The 19766-nt window shown below is 72.3% G+C and carries 4 protein-coding genes (1 of these 4 running past the window's edge); all 4 read right to left on the bottom strand.

The window, feature by feature from the left end; translation table 11 throughout:
* Positions 1-17: 17 nt before the first annotated feature.
* Entirely contained in the window at positions 18-5933 is a 5916-nt protein-coding gene (locus tag ACFXGA_RS11545; RefSeq protein ID WP_378086754.1) for a beta-ketoacyl synthase N-terminal-like domain-containing protein, read from the bottom strand.
* Positions 5934-5935: 2 nt separating this feature from the next.
* Entirely contained in the window at positions 5936-9199 is a 3264-nt protein-coding gene (locus tag ACFXGA_RS11540) for an amino acid adenylation domain-containing protein (RefSeq protein WP_378086752.1), read from the bottom strand.
* A gap of 85 nt (positions 9200-9284) precedes the next feature.
* On the bottom strand, positions 9285-16061 hold the full coding sequence (locus ACFXGA_RS11535) for an amino acid adenylation domain-containing protein (protein WP_378086750.1): 6777 nt from the start codon (positions 16059-16061) through the stop codon (positions 9285-9287).
* Positions 16058-19766, bottom strand: the 3' portion of a protein-coding gene (locus tag ACFXGA_RS11530) for an SDR family NAD(P)-dependent oxidoreductase (protein ID WP_378086748.1). Its footprint extends 959 nt past the window's final position; the window shows 3709 of its 4668 coding nt (coding positions 960-4668); its start codon lies off the right edge, out of view — the gene reads right to left on this strand; the stop codon is at positions 16058-16060. The genes ACFXGA_RS11535 and ACFXGA_RS11530 overlap by 4 nt, the downstream gene beginning before the upstream one ends.

The following is a 19766-nucleotide window of genomic DNA, read 5'->3' as shown; positions in this document are numbered from 1 at the left end:
TCAACCTCCTCCGATAATCAGTGCCCGGCGTCCACGCGCCCGGTCAGATACGCGACTTCGTCATCCAGAATTCGGACGAGGTCGTCCGGGTCCTCGACCCACTTGCTCAGGATGAGCAGGTCCAGCCGCCCGTTGCCGACTTTCGACACACCGTAGCAGTCCGCGTAGTCCAACTTGCTCTGGTCGTCGGTCAGTTGAGCGAGCGTCATGTCCCAGATCGCGTCGTATTCGTCCTCGACATTTCCGACGAAGTTCAACAGGCACGTCGGCCGGAGCGTCTTGCCCATCACCGAGAGGACTTTCCGGTGCTTGACGATCGACCGGACGTTCTGGACCAGGTTCAGGAAGCTGACGTTGTTCTTGTTCATCATGCGGACCTTGTCCGGGATGATCCCGTCCAACTCCCGCACCGTGTCCCGCTCCCCCGGCACGAGCACCGGGAGGCTGCCGAGGACCATCCCCATCACCTCGGAGTAGTCCTTGTCCTCGAACACCCGCGACTGGAACAGCATGATCAGCGCGACCTTGTCGATGCCGAGCAGGCGCGCGACGACCCGGGCGTAGAGGTGCACGACCAGGTAGAACAAGTCGACCTCCTGGCCGTCGGCGCCCCGGAGCCGGTCCAGGTCGACGGAGTAGCGGACGTCCCGGATCCGGCTGTTCGCGAACCGGGCGGATTTCTCCTGGATGATCTTCGCATACCGGACGTACTCGACGAGGTCGAACTTCTCGATCAACTCGTCCGAGGTGATGCCGACCGGGCCCTTGGCGATCTGGTCCTGCAGGTGCCGGTAGCTCTTGGCGATCGGCATCGCCCGGCTGGTGCCGGCCGCCAGCTCCTCGTAGCGCTTGAGCAGGTCGCCCCGGAACAGCTGGCCGGACGCCGCGTCGAAGATCGAGTGGTCGAACTGGAAGAGCAGGTCGTGCGAGCGGTCGTTGTACTTGATCAGGACGACCTGGTACATCGGCTTGTCGACGACCTTGAAGTCCATGTTCCACTCGCGCTTGACCAGCTCCGCCCGCAGCTCCTCCTGCTCGTGCGGTTCCAGGCCCGACATGTCGAGCCGCGGCAGGGCGATGGTCTCGGGCGCCTCGAACTCCTTCCACCGCAGGCGGCCGAGCGACCGGGTCAGGAAGCTGCGCATGAGCCCGTGCCGCCCGATCACGTCGCACAGCGCCTGCCGGAGCAGGTCGACGTCGACCAGCTCGCGGAACTGGATCAGGTAGAGCTGCAGGCGCGACTCGGTCTCGAAGTGCTGCTTCTGCATCGCGCTGATCGGGTACGTCCACTTCACCGGCCGCGCCCCGATGGACCGGCGCAGCTCCTCCTGCCGGCGGTCGATCTCCTCGAAGACCGCCGAATAGCCGCCGGCGTAGGAGGGCAGGCCCGCGGCGGTCTTCAGCGCCGCGAAGTCCAACGCCATCCCGAGTTCCTCCCCACCGCCCGGGACAACGTAGTGCGGCAGGAATTCGGCGGGCACCCGGAGTTCGTTGAACTCCCGGACAACTCTTTTCCTCAGCGCGTCGTCCAGACCCTCCACGAAAAGCACGACGAGGGTGTCCTCGTCCCGCCCCGACTTCACCTCGCGGAACGCGCACGGCGTGCCGAGGCGTTGTTCCAGCAGGGCCGCGAGGCTGTCGAAGGACAGGTCGTCCGACACCCCCCGTCGCACGGTCCGCTCGATGTGCGCGGCGAGCCCGGCGACCGTCGGGTGGTTGTAGACCTCGTTCGCGAGGACCTTGTAGCCGTTCTTCTCCAGGGCGTTGGTGAACTGCACCAGCTTCACCGAGTCCAGGCCGATGTCGAAGATGTCGGCCCGGTCGCTGATCTCGCTGAAGCCGAGCAGGGTGCGGATCTCGCGCTCGATCACGGCGGCGATCGCCTGCCGCTCGTCGCCCCGCTCGGCGTCGGCCTCGGCGTCGACCACCTTGGCGGCCGCCTGCGCCCGCAGCGGGTCGAGCCCGTGGTAGGCCGTGGCGATGCCGGCCTCGCGCAGCCGGGGCAGCAGGTCCAGCACCGACCGGTCGCCCTCGTGCACGGCCCCGAACGCGTAGAGCCGGGTGAGGCCCGCGTGCCCGCGCTCGTTGTCGGCGAACCAGGCCGTGACGGCGCTGTCCCACCCGCCCCGGTCCAGCCCCGGCCGGGACAGCACGTGGCACGGGATGCGCCGCTCGCGGCCCAGGTCGGCGAGCAGGCGCAGGAGCCCGCGCCGGTCGAGCCCGCCGTCCTCGCCGTCCCGGGCGGGCGTGTCCCACAGCACGACCTCGTCCGCGCCGCGCGGGACGTGCAGCCCGGTCGACAGCTTGGCCGCCAACCCCTCCCACGTCGACCCGGTGACCGCGGGCAGCACGGTGACGCGCTCGTCCACCGCGCCGACCCGCGGTGCGGGGCCGTCCGCGCCCACGTCGAACGGCAGCACGTCGAACGACCGGGCGGGGTGCGCGCCCGCCAGGTCGCGCACCACGTCCTCGACGTCGCGCCGGCGGCTCAGCACCACCGTCCGCACGGCCCGGCCCGCGGCCGGGTCGCCGCCGTCCAGCGGCACCATCCTCGGCACGAGCCGCGCGCCCTGCTCGTAGCGGACCGCCACGTCGTCGGGCCGGTGCGCCTCCAGCTCGGTGCGCAGGCACTCGCGCCACACCGCGCCGCCGCGCCGGTCGCCGAGCGCCGAGTCGCACCGGACGGCCCGCACCCGGAACGCCGGGTGCTCGTGGTTGAGACCCACGAGCAGCGGCAGGAAGTCGCCGCGCTTGCCCAGGAAGCCCCCGTTGTCCAGCACCACGACGTCGGTCACGCACCGCTCCCGCATGGCGGGGACGGCCGCGCAGAGGCCGCGCAGGGTCGCCACCGCCGACGCGTAGTCCGCGCGGTCCACCACCAGCGTGTCGCCCGCGAGCGCGTGCCGCTCCAGGTCGTCCAGCAGCCGCCGGAGGTCGCCCGCGTGGTCCGGGCGGACGACCGCGCCGGACTGCCGGTCGAACCGGTACTCCGGGCCGGACGTGACGTAGAGCGTCCGCCAGTGCGGCACCTCGTCCAGCACGCGCTTGAGCGCGTGGCGGTCGTCGGTGAGCGCGATCAGGACCTTCGGCTGCTCCTTGCCGGTCGAGGACGGGCGCATGGACGGCGACCAGGTCAGCCGGGAGGCGCCCGCCGGCGTCGCGGCGACGGGGGCCGCGACGACCTGCCGGGCGGGCCGGGCGGCGACGACGCGCGTGCCGCCGTCGGCCGGGCCGTCCAGCAGCCGCTGGAACTCCTCGATGTCGACCGGGTACTCGACCTTCTCGAACGGGTACAGCGGCAGCTTGACCTTGCGCGGCTCGCGGCCCCGGTGGAACGCCTTCCAGTCCAGCGCGACGCCGTTCTCCCACAGCTTGCGGATCGCGCGCGCCAGGTGCTCGTCGTCGCCGATCTCCTCCATCCGGTGCCGCAGCACGTTCACCGTGGTCACGTCGGCGTCGCGGCCGATGGCGCGCACGAACGACGACAGCGACTTGCCCGGCCCGACCTCCACGAACAGGGTGCCGCCGCGCTCCAGGATCGCCTCGACGCCGTCCTTGAACCGGACCGTCTCGCGCGCGTGCGAGCAGTAGTAGTCCCGGTCGGTGGCCTGCGCGGCGGTGATCCACGTGCCGGTCACGTTCGACAGGTACGGGATCTTCGGCTGGTGCAGCTCCACCCGGTCCAGCACCTCGCGGAACCGGCCGAGCATGGAGTCCATGTACTGCGAGTGGTAGGCGTGGTCGGCCTCGATGTGCGCGAACTTCAGCTCCCGCTCGGCGCACTGCCGCTCCAGCTCGGCGATGGCCGCCGGGGTGCCGGAGACCGTGCAGTCCTCCGGGCCGTTCACGGCGGCGATGGCCAGCTCGTCGTTCAGCAGGGAGCGCACCACGTCCTCCGGCGCGCGCACGGAGGTCAACGCGCCCTCGACGGTGGTGTCCATCAGGCTGCCGCGCGCCTGGACGAGGCGGATGCCGTCCTCCAGCGAGAACACGCCCGCCACGCACGCCGCGGCCAGCTCGCCGGTGCTGTGCCCGACCATGCCCTTCGGCTTGAGGCCCCACCCGATCAGCGTGCGCGCCATCGAGGTCTCCAGCATGAACAGCAGGACCTGCGTGGTCTCGATGTTGTTCAGCTGCTTCTCGGCCTCCGCGGAGTCGCCGAAGAAGACCTCGCGGGGCACCTCGCTGCCCAGCGCGGTGGCGATGGTGAAGCACTCGTCCAGGTGCGCCCGGAACGCCGGTTCCTTCTCGTAGAGGTCGCGGGCCATGCGCAGGTGCTGCGCGCCCAGGCCGCTGAACAGGAAGTAGACGTCGCCGCGCGTGTTCTTCGGCACGCGGGCGACCGGCTCGTCGGCGTCCAGGGACTCCTGGAGCCGCTCGCGGAGCTGCGCGGCGTCGGCGAACTCGACCGCGTAGCGGTAGGCCAGGCGGCGTTGCCGGTTCTGCAGCGTCCAGGCCAGGTCCGAGCCGTCCACGTCCGGGTACGCGGCCAGGTGGTCCACGAAGTTCCGCTTGATGCGGCGGATCGCGTCCTCGGACGTGGCCGACACGACGAACGTGTTGTACGCCCGGCCCTTGGTCGAGGCGGGCCGGGCCGGGGGCGCTTCCTCCAGCACCACGTGGGCGTTGCTGCCGCCGATGCCGAACGAGCTGACGCCCGCGCGCAGCGGCAGCACCTCGTCGGCCTCCGACCGCTTGGGCCGCAGCTCCTGCTTCTCGGCCACGACGTAGAACGGGCTGCCGTCGAGGTCGATGTTCGGGTTCAGCTCCGCGAAGTGCAGGCTCTGCGGCACGGTCCGCTGTTCCAGGATCTTGCACGTCTTGATCAGCGAGGCGACGCCCGCGCCGGTGTCGAGGTGGCCGATGCTCGCCTTGAGCGAGCCGAGGCCGGTCGAGCCGGGCCGCCCCGCGCCGAACGCCTTGCGCAGCGCCTCGATCTCGATCGGGTCGCCGAGCGCGGTGCCGGTGCCGTGGGTCTCCACGTAGGACACCTCGGCGGTGGGCACGTTGGCGACGCGGTACGCCTTGCGGATGACCTCGGCCTGGCCCTCGATGCTCGGCGCGGTGTAGCCGACCTTGCGGTTGCCGTCGTTGTTGACCGCCGAGCCCTTGATCACCGCGTAGACGTGGTCGCCGTCGCGCAGCGCGGTCTCCAGCCGCTTGAGCACCACCACGCCGACGCCGTTGCCCTCGACCGTGCCGCCCGCGTCCCGGTCGAACGGGCGGCAGGTGCCGTCCGGCGAGTGGATCATGTTCTCCTGGTAGCGGTACCCGTTCTTGTGCGGCAGCGTGAGCCCGCTGCCGCCCGCCAGCGCGATCTGGCACGCGCCGGTCCACAGGTTGCGGCACGCCATGTCGATGGCGACCAGCGACGTCGAGCACGCGGTGTGCAGGGTGAGCGCCGGGCCCTTGAGGTCGAGGGCGTAGGCGATCCGGGTGGCGGCGAAGTCCTTGTCGTTGAGCTGCATGCCGGTGAACGTCAGCCCGGACTCCAGGATGTGCCTGGTCAGGGTGTGCGTCTCCCAGGCCAGGTTGTTCGTCGCGCCGAGGAAGAGGCCGATGGCCTCGGGCCGGCCCTCCGCCGAGTAGCCCGCGTCCTCCAGCGCGTGGAAGACCTCCTCGTGCAGGGCGCGGACCTGGGGGTCGAGCAGCGTCGCGTCGGCCGGGGCGTAGTTGAAGAACTCCGCGTCGAAGTACTCGAGGTTCGGGAACACGCCCTTGGCCCGGACGTACTTCTCGTCCTCCAGCGTCGCCTTGGCCACCCCCATGTCGAGCAGCTCGTCGTCGGTGAAGCGGGAGATGGCGTCCACGCCCTCGACCAGGTTGGCCCAGAACCGGTCGATGTCCTCGGCCTGCGGGAACCGGCCGGCCATGCCGATGACGGCGATCTCCAGCCCGGTCTCCCGGCGCTTGACGGCCTTGTTGTCCGGCATGGTCAGAGCTCCTCTTCCAGCTCGGCGGCGAGTTCCTCGGCGATCTCGTCCGCGATCTCCCGCAGCAGCGCGGTCGCGCTGAAGGCGCGCTCCTCCTCCTGCTCGTCGAACGAGTCCCCGGGTTCGGTCTCGTCGGCGTCGACCGCGGTGTCCTCGGCGTCGGTCGTGCCGTCGAGGTAGGCGGCGAGCGAGGCGATGGACGTGTGCTGGAACAGCTGCACCAGCGGCACGTTCCGGTCCAGCACCTTGCGCAGCCGGTTGTTGATCGTCAGCAGGTTGAGCGAGTTGATGCCGAGGTCGAAGAAGTTGCGGTTGACGTCGATGGCCTCGACGGGGACGAGGTCGGCCACGATGTCGAAGATGACGCGCGCGACGTCGGACACGGGGCCGAGGTCGGGCGCCTCGCGGCGGGCCTCCGGCTCGGGCCGGATCCCCGCGAGCCGGGTCCGGTCCACCTTGCCGCTCTTGTTCAGCGGGATCCGGTCGAGCTGCACGAGCCCCGCGGGCACCATGTACGGCGCGACCTTCTTCGCCATGGCCTGGCGGACGACGTCGGGCGCGATCCGCTCGGCGGCCACGTAGTAACCGCGCAGGCTCTTCTCGCCGTCCACGTCGACGCAGATCACGGCCGCGTCCTCGACCCGGTCGAGCGACCGCAGCACGCTCTCGACCTCGCCCAGCTCGACCCGGAAGCCGCTGATCTTGACCTGGTCGTCGGCGCGGCCGAGGTAGTCCAGCGTGCCGTCGGGCAGCTCGCGGACCAGGTCGCCGGTGCGGTAGAGCCGCCGGCCGGGCAGCGCGGGCACCGTGACGAAGCTGGTCAGGTCGAGGTCCGGCCGGTTGTGGTAGCCGGTCGACACGCCGTCGCCGCCCACGCACAGCTCGCCGATCGCGCCGGGCGGCACGAGGTTCAGGCCCCGGTCCAGGACGTGGGCCGACGAGTGCGCCAGCGGGCGCCCGATCGGGATCCGCTCGCGGCGCAGGTCCTCGGGGCGGATCTCGTGCGTCGTGGAGAACGTCGTGTTCTCGGTGGGGCCGTAGCCGTTGGTGATCCTCAGGTCCGGGCACGCCGCGCGGACCTTGACCAGGTGCTGGACCGAGAGCGCGCTGCCGCCCACCAGCAGGTGCTCCAGCCGGTCGAAGATCGCCGGGTCGTAGGCGCAGAGCTGGTTGAACAGCGGCGACGTGAGCCACATCGCCGTCACCTGGTTGCGCTTGACCGTGTCGCGCATGAGGTCGCCGTCGAGCACGTCCAGCTCGTCGGCCAGCACCAGGGTCGCGCCGAACAGCATCGTCCCCCAGATCTCGAACGTGCTGGCGTCGAACGCGGGCGAGCCGGTGAACATGACGACGTGGCGCTCGCCGAAGTCGAAGAACTTCTGGTCGGCCACCAGGCGCAGGATGTTGCGGTGGGTGATCCGGCAGCCCTTGGGGTTCCCGGTGGACCCCGACGTGTACATGAGGTACGCGGTGGCGCCGTTCAGGTTGCGCAGGCGCGGGAACGGCGGCACGTCGCCCGAGGGCTTCGACACCAGCAGCACCCTGGCCGACGCCGGGGCCTTGTCGGCGTGCTCCGCGACCGTGCACAGGTGCTCCACGCCCGCGTCGGCGACGACGTACCCGACCCGGGGCTTGGCGTCCTTGGTGTCGATCGGCACGTAGAAGTTGCCGTTCTTCAGCAGCCCGAGGATCGCCGCGATCAGCTCCGGGCGGCGGTCCACCAGCACGCCGACCGCCGTGCCCGGCACGACGCCGCGCTCCTTGAGCTGCCAGGCGACGGCGTCGGACCAGCGGTCGAGTTCCGCGTAGCTGTACTCGTGGCCCCGCCACACCAACGCGGTCTTGTCGCCGTGGGCCGCCACGACGTCGGCGAACACGTCCACCACGGACGAGTCCAACAGGGACGACGGGGACGCCTGCGCCGCCGGGGCGTCCTCCTCGGCGTCCCACAGCGCGATGTCGCCGACCCGGACCTGCCCGTCGGCGACCGCCGCCGCGAAGACCCGCACGAGGCAGGTCTCCAGCGCCCGGACCAGGTCCGGCGCGTAGTGGTTCTCGTTGTAGGCGAACGTGATCGCGAAGTCGCGGCCGGGGTTGACCACGATGTGCAGGTCGTAGCTCGTCCGCTCGAAGACCTCGACGCCCTCGAACGCGAGCCCGTCGCCCTCGTCGCCGCCGAAGTCGCGCAGCTGCTCGGACAGCGGGTAGTTCTCGAACGCGACGACGTGGTTGAGGAGCTTGTTCTTCAGCGCGGTGACGGCCTGGATCTCGTGCAGCGCGTAGTGCTCGAAGGCGCTGGAGCGCAGGTACGAGTCCCGCACGTCGCGGCACAGGTCGGCGAACGTCCGGTCCGGCCCGGTCGTCACGCGGACCGGCTGGGTGTTCGCGAACAGCCCGACCGCCTCGCCGATGCCGCCCAGCTCGGTGCCGCGCCCGGACACCACGCTGCCGAAGACCACGTCGTCGGCGTAGTTGAACTTCTGCAGCACGACGCCCCAGGCGGCCTGGAAGACGGCGCTCTGCGTCACCCCGGCGTCCCGCGCGAACCGCTTCAGGCCCTCGTGCAGCTCGTCCGGCAGGGTGAACCGGTGGGTGGCGCCGCGGTAGCCGCCGGGGCGGGGGTCGGAGGGGAGCACGGCCTCGGTCTCGTAGCCGTCCAGCACCTCCTCCCAGTACCGCCGGGCGTCCTCGCCGCGCTGCCGCTCGTACCAGGCGATGTAGTCCCGGTACGGCAGCGCCTCGTGCCGCGGCTGGAAGGTCCCGGTCCGGGTCAGCTCGTCGTAGTAGCCCATCATCGTCGCGAACAGCGGGCCGAGCGACCAGCCGTCCAGGATGATGTGGTGGAAGGTGAACACGAGCCGCCAGCGCCGGTCCGCGACCCGGATCAGGGTGGCCCGCAGCAGCACGTCCGCGCTGAGGTCGAACCCCTTGGCGCGGTCGGCGACCTTGAACTCCTCCACGTCGCGGTCGAGGTCGGGCCGGTCGCGGTAGTCGCGGACGTCCAGCGACGGCGCCCACTCCTTGAGCACGATCTGGTACGGCTCGTCGGTGTTGCGGTAGGAGAAGATCGTGCGCAGCACGCTGTAGGTCCGGGACGCGCCCGCGAGCGCCGCGCGCAGGTGCCCGGCGTCCACCTCGCCCGTGATCACGAAGTCGAACTGCTCCACGTACGCGTCCGAGCCGGTGTCCACGGCATGGCTGAGGAGCATGCCCTTCTGCATCGCGGCCAGACCGGAGATGGACTCGATGTTGTCTTTGTCAACCATGAACCAGGCTCTCTGCTTCGCCCTGACGCGGTGATCGGGTCTTGGTGGCCGTCGGCCGGTGCCGGGGTGGGGTCGTCATGCGCGCTCAGCTCCCGCCCGCGACGTCCAGCAGGATGTCGGCGAGCACGTCCTGGCGGATCGGCGACGACACCCGGATGCCCAGCGGTTCGCCCGCCTTGAGGGCGTCGCGGACCTCCTGGAACGACCGGTCCAAAGCCGCGGTGATCCGCCGGGCCAGGCCGTTCGACTCCCAGGCGCGCGGGTGCCGCACCTCGACCACGAGGTCGCGCCCGCTGCGGGACGCGATGATGTCGAGGACGTGCGGCGAGCGCAGCTCCGCGTCGGTGGTGATGTCCGCCGGGAGGTGGGTGATCGCGACGCCGCCGGCGCCGTCCTGGTCGCCCAGGTAGTTGAAGGACACCCGCGGCCGCACCGCGGCCAGCGCGTCCCGGTCCCCGCCCAGGCCCGCGTCGAACCGGAGCAGGGGGCCGAAGCCCGCGCCCTTGTCCGGCAGCCGCTCGAACGAGCGCCGCACCGCGTCGAGGGTGTCCGCGACGTCCCGCCCGACCTCCACCAGGTGCGGGAACGTGCTGGTGAACCAGCCCACCGTCCGGCTGAGGTCGTGGTCGCCCGCGATCGGCTCGCGGCCGTGCCCTTCGAGGGTGAACAGCACGCGGTCGCGGCCGGTGGCCGACGCCAGGGCCCGCGCCACCACGGCCAGGACGGTCTCGGCGGCGCTCGCGCCGTGCGCCTCCCGCGCGGCGTCGAGGACGGAGAAGTCGTCGGCCTCCGACAGCCGCACGACCGTCGCGGTGGTCTCGGACCGCTTCGGGTCGGCGTCGTCGAACACCTCGCCCACCTCGGCCGCGGCCCGCGCGACGTCGAGCCAGTAGGGCAGCTGGGCGCGGAACGCGCCGTCCCGCGCGCGCTGCCGCACCTCGGCCGTCCACGCCGGGAACGGCATGGTCTTGGCGGGCAGCTCGGCGTCCGGGTCCGCCAGGCACGTGAGCAGGTCCTCCAGCAGGACGCCCCACGACACGACGTCCACGGCCAGGTGGTGGATCGCGACGGCGAACTGGTCGCGCCCCTCCCCCAGCCCGGCGGCCAGGCTGACGACCGGGCCGCCCCGCACGTCCACCCGTGCCTGCACCGCCCGGAGGTAGTCCGCGAGGGCTTCCCCGGACAGGCCGGCCGGTGCCTGTTCGGCGTGGACGAGCGCCGGCGCGTCGACGTCCCGCAAACTCAGCCCGCCCCGGTCGTCCACCTCGACCCGCAGCAGGTCGTGGTGGCGGACGAGCCGTTCGGCGGCGTGCGCCAGGCGGTCCAGCGGGGCCGGTTCGGAGGGCGTGACGAGCAGGGACTGGGTGAACACCCGGGCCAGGTCGTCCGGGTGGTCGAGGAACGCGTGCTGGATCGGGCTCGGCGTGATCGGGCCCGACAGCGGGGTCGGGTCGTACACGCGCGGTCCGGAACCCGCGGTGACCGCCAGCTTCTCCTCCAGCGTCCGCAACGTCGCGTTGCCGAGCAGGTCGGCGACCCGCACCTCGACGTCGTGCTCCTTGAGCCGGGCCACGATCTGGATCGCCTTGATCGAGTCGCCGCCCAGCGCGAAGAAGTTCGCGTCGATGTCGTCCACCGGGACGCCCAGCACGTGCTGCCAGGCGTCGGCGAGCACGCGCAGCGAGTCGGTCTCCGGCGCCGCGGCCGTCGTGGACGCGGTGAACTCCGGCTTCGGCAGCGCCGCCACGTCCACCTTGCCGCTGGCGTTCAGCGGCACGTCGTCCGCCCGGACGATGAAGGGCGGCACCATGTAGTCGGGCAGCCGGCGGGCCAGCGCCGCGCGCAGCAGCGGCTCGTCGTGCTCCCGCCCCGGTTCGTAGCCGACCCACAGGCACAGGCTCCGGCTGCCCTCGGCGGTCTCGTGCAGGCCCGCGTGGGCCCAGCGGACGTACGGCTCGTCCAGGGCCACCTGGATGATCTCCGCCAGCTCGATCCGGTAGCCGCGCAGCTTGATCTGCTGGTCGACGCGGCCGGTGTAGTAGAGCAGGCCGTTGGTCTTGAACGTGACGATGTCGCCGGTCTTGTAGAGCCGCTCGCCCGGCACGGCGGGCACCCGCACGAACCGCTCGGCGGTCAGCTCCGGCTGGTTGAGGTACCCGTCGGCCACCCCGGACCCGCCGATGTACAGCTCGCCGTTGACGCCGACCGGCACCGGCTCCAGCCGCTCGTCGAGCACCCACAGCGAGGTGTCGTTGATGGCGCGGCCGATCGGGACCGCGTCGTCGGGGTCCAGCGCGTCGAGCGTGTGCACGGTCGCGAAGACGGTGGTCTCCGTGGGGCCGTAGGCGTGGCCGATCCGGCCGGGTCCGAGCAGGTCGAACGCCCGCCTCACGTGCGCCGGCGACGCGATCTCGCCGCCGAAGATCACCTTGCGGACGCTGCCGAGCGCGTCCGGCACGTGGTCGACCATCGCGTTGAACATGGCCGTGGTGATGAAGAAGCTGGTGACGCCGTGCCGCCGGATCGCCGCGCCGAGCCGGTCGAGGTCCAGCACGGACGGCTTGTCCAGCAGCACGAGCGACGCGCCGTTGGTCAGCGCGCCGAACATGTCGTAGACGGAGCCGTCGAACGAGTAGTCCGACACCATGAGGAAGACGTCGCTCGGGTCGGCGGCGTAGAACACCGACCGGTGGACCACGCGCAGCACGTTCCGCTGCCGGATCACCGAGCCCTTCGGCACGCCGGTCGTCCCCGAGGTGTACATGACGTAGACCTCGTCGGCGCTGCTGCCCGGCAGGTCCGGGTTCCCGGTCCCGGCCGAGGACTCCGCGAGCGCCCGGACGTCCGCGATCCGCAGCCGCTCGGACACCAGCTCCGCGGCCTGGTGCATGCGCGCGGCGGTGGTGAGCAGGGTGCCCGCGCCGACGTCCTCGACCATCACGCGCAGCCGCTCGACCGGGAAGTCGGTGTTCAGCGGCACGTAGTAGCACCGCGCCTTCAGCACGCCGAGGATGGCGACGACCATGTCGAACGAGCGGTCCACGAGCAGCGCCACCGGCGAGCCGGGCGTCACGCCGAGCCGGAGCAGGCCGTGCGCGACGCGGTTCGCCCGCTCGTTCAGCTCCCCGTACGACAGGCGGTCGTCGCCCGCGATGAGCGCCGTCCGGTCCGGGTCCGCCGCGACGTGCTCCTCGAACAGCCGGGCGATGCTCCGGGTGTCCGGCGCCGCGGCGGGCACGGTCGCGAAGCGCCGGATCAGCTCCAGCTCGCGGGCCGGCATCAGGTCGAGCGTGCCCACCGGGTCGTCGTCCGCGGCGGTGACGAACGACTTGAGCAGCGTGGCGTAGCGCTCCGCGTAGAGCGCCACGGTCTCCTCGCGGAACAGGGCGGTGGAGTACTCCCACTCCAGCAGCAGGCCGCCGTCGGCTTCCCTGGTGCTGAGCGTGATGTCGTACTTGGCGCTGCCGTCGTCGAACGGGATGACCCGCTCGTCGTCGGGCTCCAGCCCCATGTCGGTGTTCTGGTGCACGAAGCAGACGTCGAACAGCGGCCTCCTGCCCGGCACGCGCGGCAGGTCCAGCTCCTCGACCAGCGACTCCAGCGGGTACGCCTGGTGCTCGAACGCCTCCAGCACGGTCGTCCGCAGGCCGGCCAGGAAGTCGCCGACACCGGTGGTGGGCGCGGCGGCGACGCGGACGGGCAGCGTGGTGACGAACATGCCCACCAGGTCCTGGTAGGTCAGGTCGGGCCGCCCCAGCACCGGCGCGCCGATCACGACATCGGCCTGCCCGCTCAGCCGGGACAGCAACTGCTGGAACACACCCAGCAGCACCATGTAGAGCGTGACGTTGTGCTCGCGCGCGTAGCGCTTGGCGGCCTCCAGCGTCCCGGCGTCGACCGACGCGAAGAGCGTCGCGCCCGCCGCGGTGACCGAGTCCGACCGCTGCCGGTCGGTGGTGAGCTGGAGCGTGGGCGCGCCGTCGGCGAACCGGGAGACCCAGTAGTCGCGGTGCGGGAGCATGTCCGGACCGGCCTGGCGCTCCAGCAGCCCGCGGATCGCCGAGCGGTAGTCGCGGGGCAGCGGCGGCAGGGCCGCGCCCTCCGCGATGACCCCGAGGTCGCGGAACAGGATGCCCATCGAGGTGCCGTCGGTGATGATGTGGTGGATGTCGATCGCCACGCACGACACGCCGTCGTCGAACTCGAAGTAGCCGACGCGGAACAGCGGCGCGGTGTCCAGCACGAACGGGCGGACGAAGCGCGCCATCTCCCGGCGGGCCGCGGCCTCGTGGGTCTCGCCCTCCGCGAGCGGGCCGAGCCGCCGGTGCTCGACCGCGACCGGCACCTCCGCGCGCACGCGCTGGAACGGCTCGCCGTCCCGCAGGTGGAACGTCGAGCGCAGGCTGTCGTGCCGTCGCACCAGCACGCGCAGCGACTCCTCCAGCGCGGCCACGTCCAGCGTGCCGGGGCGGATGGTGATGCCGCTGACGTTGTACGCGACCGAGCCCTCGTCCACCTGGCCGGAGACGAACATGCCGCGCTGCGCGGCGGTCAGCGGCAGCTCGTAGTCCTCCAGGACCTGGTCGGCGCGCACGGCCCGGCGGGACGGCCCGCTCAGCCGCGAGCGGACCAGCTCCTCGTCCACGCCGAAGTCCCGGATCACCGCGTCGGCGAACTCGTCGAACGTCGGCTTCGCGAGCAGGGTGGTCGGCGGCAGGTCGAGGTCGAGCACCGCGTTGAGCAGCTGGGTGATCTTCACCGACGAGATGGAGTCGCCGCCGAGGGCGAAGAAGTCGTCCCCGCCGCGGATCGCCGGGTAGCCGAGGATCTCCGACCAGACGCCGGCGACCACCTTGCGCGGCAGGGCGTCCACCGCGGACTCGTCGAAGTCGGCGAGGCGCGCGGGCGCGGCGAGGACCGCGCGGAGCCGGTCGACCGGGTCGGCCGACGCCTGCTCCTCGACCCCGGGCCGGATCGCCCGCACGGTCTCGTCCCACAGCCGCACGTGCCGGAACAGCTGGGGCGGCAACGGCACCCGCCGCACGTCCGGGTCCCGGTCGAGGCCCGCGAACGGCCGCGCGCGGCCGGCGAGGAAGGCCGTGACCGCGTCGCCGAGGCGTCCGAGGTCGCCGGGCAGGACCGACGGGTCCTCGCGCAGCACGACGCCGCCGTCCACCAGGCGCCCGCCGTCCGCCGACCCCGGCTCCAGCAGCCGCCGCAGGCCGTCGAGCAGGCCCTCGCGGGTCTCGCACACGACCACCGCCCGCGCGGGCTGGTGCTCGCGGCCCGCCTGCAGGGTGAAGCACACGTCCGCCAGGGACAGCTCGGGGTGGCGGTCGAGGTGGTCGAGGTGCCGCGCGGCGGTCCGGGCCAGCAGCTCCTCGTCGCGCCCCGAGATCGGGAACACCAGCGGCCGGAGCGCGCGGTCGGCCGCGGCGCCATGGGGGGCCGCCGCGCGGCGGGGCGTCGTCGCGCGGTCGGGCGCCTCCTCCAGCACCACGTGGCAGTTCGTCCCGCTCAGGCTGAAGCTGCTCACGCCCGCCCGGCGCGGCGTGTCGGCCGCCTCCCACTCGGTGAGCCGGTCGGCCACGTAGACCGGCGCGGTGGCCAGGTCGAGCAGCGGGTTGGGCACGTCGAAGTGGATCGACGGCGGGATGGTCCGGCGTTCCAGGCACAGCAGGGTCTTGATCAGCGACGCCAGGCCGGCCGCGCCGACGGTGTGGCCGATGTTCGACTTGACCGAGCCGAGCGCGCAGAACTGCCTGCGGTCGGTGAACTCGGCGAACGCGCTGGTGAGGCCCTTGATCTCGATGGGGTCGCCCAGCGTCGTGCCGGTGCCGTGCGCCTCGATGTAGGACACCGACTCCGGCGCGATGCCGGCCCGCTTCCACGCGCTGACCAGGAGGTTCTTCTGCGCCTGCGCGTTGGGCGCGGTGAGGCCGTTGCTGCGGCCGTCGTTGTTGACCGCGCTGCCCAGGAGCACGCCGTAGACGTGGTCGCCGTCGGCGAGGGCGCGCGACAGCGGCTTGAGGTAGACCCCGGCCACGCCCTCGCTCCACACCGTGCCGTCGGCGGCGGCGTCGAACGCCCGCACCCGGTGGTCGGCGGACTCGGTCTCGTTGCCGAGGCTGGACGGCGACAGGAACAGGTTGATCGCGGCGACGAACGCGGTGTCGCAGTCGCCGTTGCGCAGCGCCTTGACCGCCGCGTCCACCGCGACCAGGCCGGACGAGCACCCGGTGTCGATGACGGTGGCCGGGCCGCGGAAGTCGAGCAGGTAGGACAGCCGGCTCGCCAGGATGCCCGACCACGACCCGGTGATCGCCGAGAAGTCCAGTTCGGACAGGAACGGCAGGTAGGACGTGATCAGCCGGTGCGTGTGGTCGTTGCCGACGAAGATGCCGGTGTTCGACCCGTACAGCTCGCTCTTGGCGTACCCGGCGTCCTCCATCGTCTCCACCAGCACCTCCAGGAGGTTGCGGTGGTACGGGTCGAGCTGGGTCGCCACGTGCGGCGGGATGCCGAAGTACTCCGCGTCGAACAGGTCGACCCGGTCGAGGTAGCCGCCCTTGCGCACGGCCGAGGCGTCGCCCTCGACCCGCCGCAGGTCGTCCAGCCGCAGCGGCGGGAAGTCGCCGATCGACTCGCGCCCGTCGACCAGGTTGCGCCAGAACTGCTCCTTGTCCGACGCGCCGGGGAACCGGCAGGCCATGCCGACGACGGCGACGCGGTCGTCGTCCCGGCCGCCGTCGCCGATCGCCCGGATGAACTCCTTCGCCCGGTCGACGTCGAGCGCCTCCTGCTTGACCTGCATGAGCAGGTACCGCAGCAGGTCCTTCCTCAGCTCCGCGTTCGACCTCATGCCTGGTTCCTCCCGGCGCCGTCGGCGAACATGCTCGTCAGCTCGGCGTCGCCGATCTCCTCCAGCACGTCCTGGAGCGACTGGTCCGCTCCCCCGAAGTCGTCCCGGTCCGGCGCGGCCGCCCTGGACTCGGCCGCGACCCGCTCGTCGATGTAGCCGGCGAGGCTCGTGACGGTCGCGTAGGAGTACAGGTCGGCGATGTCGATCCGACCGGGGTAGACGTCCTCGACCTTCTGCAGCAGCTGCGCCGTCATCAGCGAGTTGCCGCCCAGGTCCTGGAAGCTCGCGTGGGCGTCGACCTCGGTGAGGCCGAGGACCGCGCCGTAGACCGCGCCGATCGTCAACTCCGTCCGGCTGGGCTCGGGCAGGCCGACGAGGCGGACCTCGACGGCCTCGCCCGCGGGCGCGCCGTCCCGACCGGCCCGCGCGACGGCGGCGGCGACGTCGTCCTCCAGCAGGAAGGGCATCTCGTCGAGGCGTTCGCGCAGCACGCCCAGGTCGAACCGGGACGGGATGACGCCGTCGGCCGGGTCCCGCAGGAAGTGGTCCAGCCAGGCCAGGCCGTCCTTCACGGTGAGCGCGCGGAACGGCGAGTCGCCGTCGCCGACGCCGTACCGCACGGCCATGCCGACCTCGGACCAGGTCGGCCAGTTCACCGACAGCGCCCGGACGCCCTCGGCCCGCGCCCGCGCGGCCAGCGAGTCCATGAACGCGTTCGCCGCGCAGTAGTCGCCCTGCCCCTGGCCGCCGGTGACCGCCGTGATGGAGGAGAAGAACACCAGGAACGCGCCGGGGTGCTCCTTCGCCAGCTCCACCAGGGCCAGGCTGCCGTCGACCTTCGGCGCCAGCACGGCGTCGAAGACCGGGCGCGGCTTGTTGGCCAGGAACCCGTCGCCCGCCACGCCGGCGGCGTGGACGATGCCGCCGAGGGTGACGGCCTCCTCCCGCAGCCGGTCGCCCAGCGCGCGCACGTCGGCCTCCCGCGCCACGTCGCACACGACGTACTCGGCCCCGGCGACCTCCGCGACGCGTCGCGCGGTGAGGTCGTCCAGGGGCCGGCGGCCCAGCAGGAGGATCCGTGCCGCGCCCTGGCGCGCCATCTCCCCGGCCACGGCGAGGCCGAGGCCGCCCGCGCCGCCGGTGACCACGAACGTCCCGCCCGCGTACCGCGGCTCCGCCGCCTCCTCCACGTCGGCCTCCGCGTACCGCAGGCGGCGCAGGTGGGTGTCCGTGCCGCGGACGGCCCGCAGCGCGCCGCCCGCGTCGCCCAGCGCCTCCCGCAGCACGAAGTCCAGGTCGGCGTCCGCGCGGGCGTCCACCACGTCCACCCGCAGGTGCCGGTGCTCCTGCCCGACGACCTGCGCGAGCGCCTCGGTGGCGGCCGAGTGCGGGTCGGTGGGGCCGTCGCCCGGCACGACCTGCCAGGCGTCGCGGCCCAGGACCTTCAGGCCGTGCGCGAGCTTCACCCGGTGCGCCACGAACGCGCGGTACAGCTCGAACAACGCGTCCACGCCGACCGCCCGCCGGTGGGCGTGCCCGTCCGGCGCGGTGAAGTCGGTCGCGAACAGCACGCCCTCGACGCCCTCCCGCCGCAGCCGCTCGGCCAGCAGCGCCGCGCCGTCCTCGTCCGGCGCGAAGACGCCCCGGTCGGCGTCGGTCCGCTCGCCCACGTAGCAGGGGACGACCCGGTGCCCGAGCGCCTCGACGGCGGCGACCAGCCGCCGGCCGCCGGCGTTGTCCAGCACGACCGGGGCCCACACGGCGGACCCCTCGACCTCGGCGGGGACCCGCGGCACCGCCTGCCACTCCACTTGGAGGTACCGGCGCGGCCCGCCCAGGCTGAACCGCCGCCAGTCGACCTTCTTCACGGTGTAGTCGGTGATCCGCCCGAACGGCACGCCGTCGGCGTCGAGGAGGTCCACGTCGTAGGTGATCGTCTCGCCGTCGCGGCTGTCGTCGCGGACCGTGCGGATCAGCGAGTAGCACGTCTCCGGCATGGGCCGGTGCAGGACGATGCCCTTGTAGAGGTAGGGCAGGAACGTCTCGCCGCTGTTCTGCGAGATGAGGTTCACCGCGTTGTCCAGCTTGGCCGGGTGCAGGCCGAAGCCGTCGCCCGGCACGCCCTCCGGCAGCCGCAGCAGGGCCAGCGCGCCGGTCTCCTGCTTCCACACCGCGCGGACGTTGTCCCAGCGCGGGCCGAACTGGAACACGCCCGTGTCGGTCTCGGTGGGGTACGGGTCGGTCACCTCCAGCGCGGCGGCCTTGAGCGCTTCGACGTCCACGGCCTCGGCCGGGGGCTCGTCGCGCAGCGGGCTGATCCGGCCCTCGACGTGCGTGACCCACTCCCCGCCCTGGGCGCTGGCGACCCGGAACGAGTACCCGCGCCCGACCCGGTCCAGCGTGGTGCGCACGGTCGCCTCCTCGCCCTCCTCGACGGCGAGGGGCACCAGGAAGAACACGTTCTCGAACCGCATGCCGGCGGTGTTCTCCACCGCCGCGAGCGCGGCCCGCGCCATCTCCAGGTACGTCGTGCCCGGCACCACGGGCTTGTGGTCGATCCGGTGGTCGGACAGCACCCAGTGCCGGTCCACCGACAGCGTGTTCTCGAACACGACGCCGGCGTCCGAGCGGCCGACCTCCGTGCCCAGCAGGGGGTTCGCCTCGGCGGTGGCGAAACCGCGCACGCTCGTCCGCATGGGCTTGGCCCAGTGGCGGATCCGCTCGAACGGGTAGGTGGGCAGCGGCACCCGGCGGCGCGGCTCGTCGGCGTAGAACTCCGCGAAGTCGACCCGCGCGCCGCGGACGTAGGCGTCGGCCAGCCCGGTCAGCGCCTCCTGCCCGCCCCGCGCGCGGTACTCGGCGAGCTTCGCGTTGGCGGAGTCGGAGAGCCGCTTGGCGATCTGGGCGGTGATGTCGCCGGGGCGCAGGTCGCCCCGCTTGTCGCTGACGACGGCGTGCACGCCGTGGAAGATGCCGCGCTGCGCGTCGGTGCCCAGGCCGCGCTGCCGCAGCCGGTCGACCGACTCGGCGAGCTGCTCCTTGGTCGCCGCGACGACCATGACGCGGTGCTCGTGGTGGCCGCGCCCGATGTTGGAGGTGTAGCAGATGTCGGCGAGCGACCACGGGCTGTCCGCCAGCACGGTCGCGTACGCGTCCAGCAGCCCGGTCAGGGCCGCCTCGGTCTTGGCGGTGACGGTGAAGCAGTAGCGCTCGCGCAGCTGCGGCTCGGCGCGGTAGCGCGGCGCCTCCTCCAGCACCATGTGGCAGTTCGTGCGGATGAAGCCGAACGAGCTGATCCCGGCCCGTCGCGGCTCGCCGCCGGTCTCCCACGGCACCAGGCGGTCGTTGACGTACAGCGGGCTGTCGGCGAAGTCGATGTACGGGTTGGGCACCTCGAAGTTCACCGAGGGCGCGAGCAGGCCGGACTCCAGCGACTTCACGACCTTGGCCAGCGAGGCGGAGCCGGACGCGGCCACCATGTGGCCCATCGTGGTCTTGAGGGAGCCGATGCCGCAGAACTGCCTGCGGTCGGTGTGCCGGCGGAACGCGTTGGACAGGCCCTTGACCTCGATCGGGTCGCCGAGCACGGTCCCCGTGCCGTGCGCCTCCACGTAGGTGATCGTCTCGGGCGGGACGTCGGCCTTGGCCCAGGCGTCGAGGATGACCCGCTCCTGCATCAGCGCGTTGGGCGCGGTGATGCTGTTG

The organism is Actinosynnema sp. NPDC059335, from assembly GCF_042752395.1.
Classification (GTDB): Bacteria; Actinomycetota; Actinomycetes; order Mycobacteriales; family Pseudonocardiaceae; genus Actinosynnema.
Note: the sequence above shows the minus strand (reverse complement) of the source record. Positions and strands in the feature narration are given on the sequence as shown.

Bases quoted from the DNA above. Each gene is read 5' to 3' on its own strand.
- ACFXGA_RS11535 (WP_378086750.1), bottom strand. From the start codon at position 16,061: ATGAGGTCGAACGCGGAGCTGAGGAAGGACCTGCTGCGGTACCTGCTC.
- ACFXGA_RS11540 (WP_378086752.1), bottom strand. From the start codon at position 9,199: ATGGTTGACAAAGACAACATCGAGTCCATCTCCGGTCTGGCCGCGATG.
- ACFXGA_RS11545 (WP_378086754.1), bottom strand. From the start codon at position 5,933: ATGCCGGACAACAAGGCCGTCAAGCGCCGGGAGACCGGGCTGGAGATC.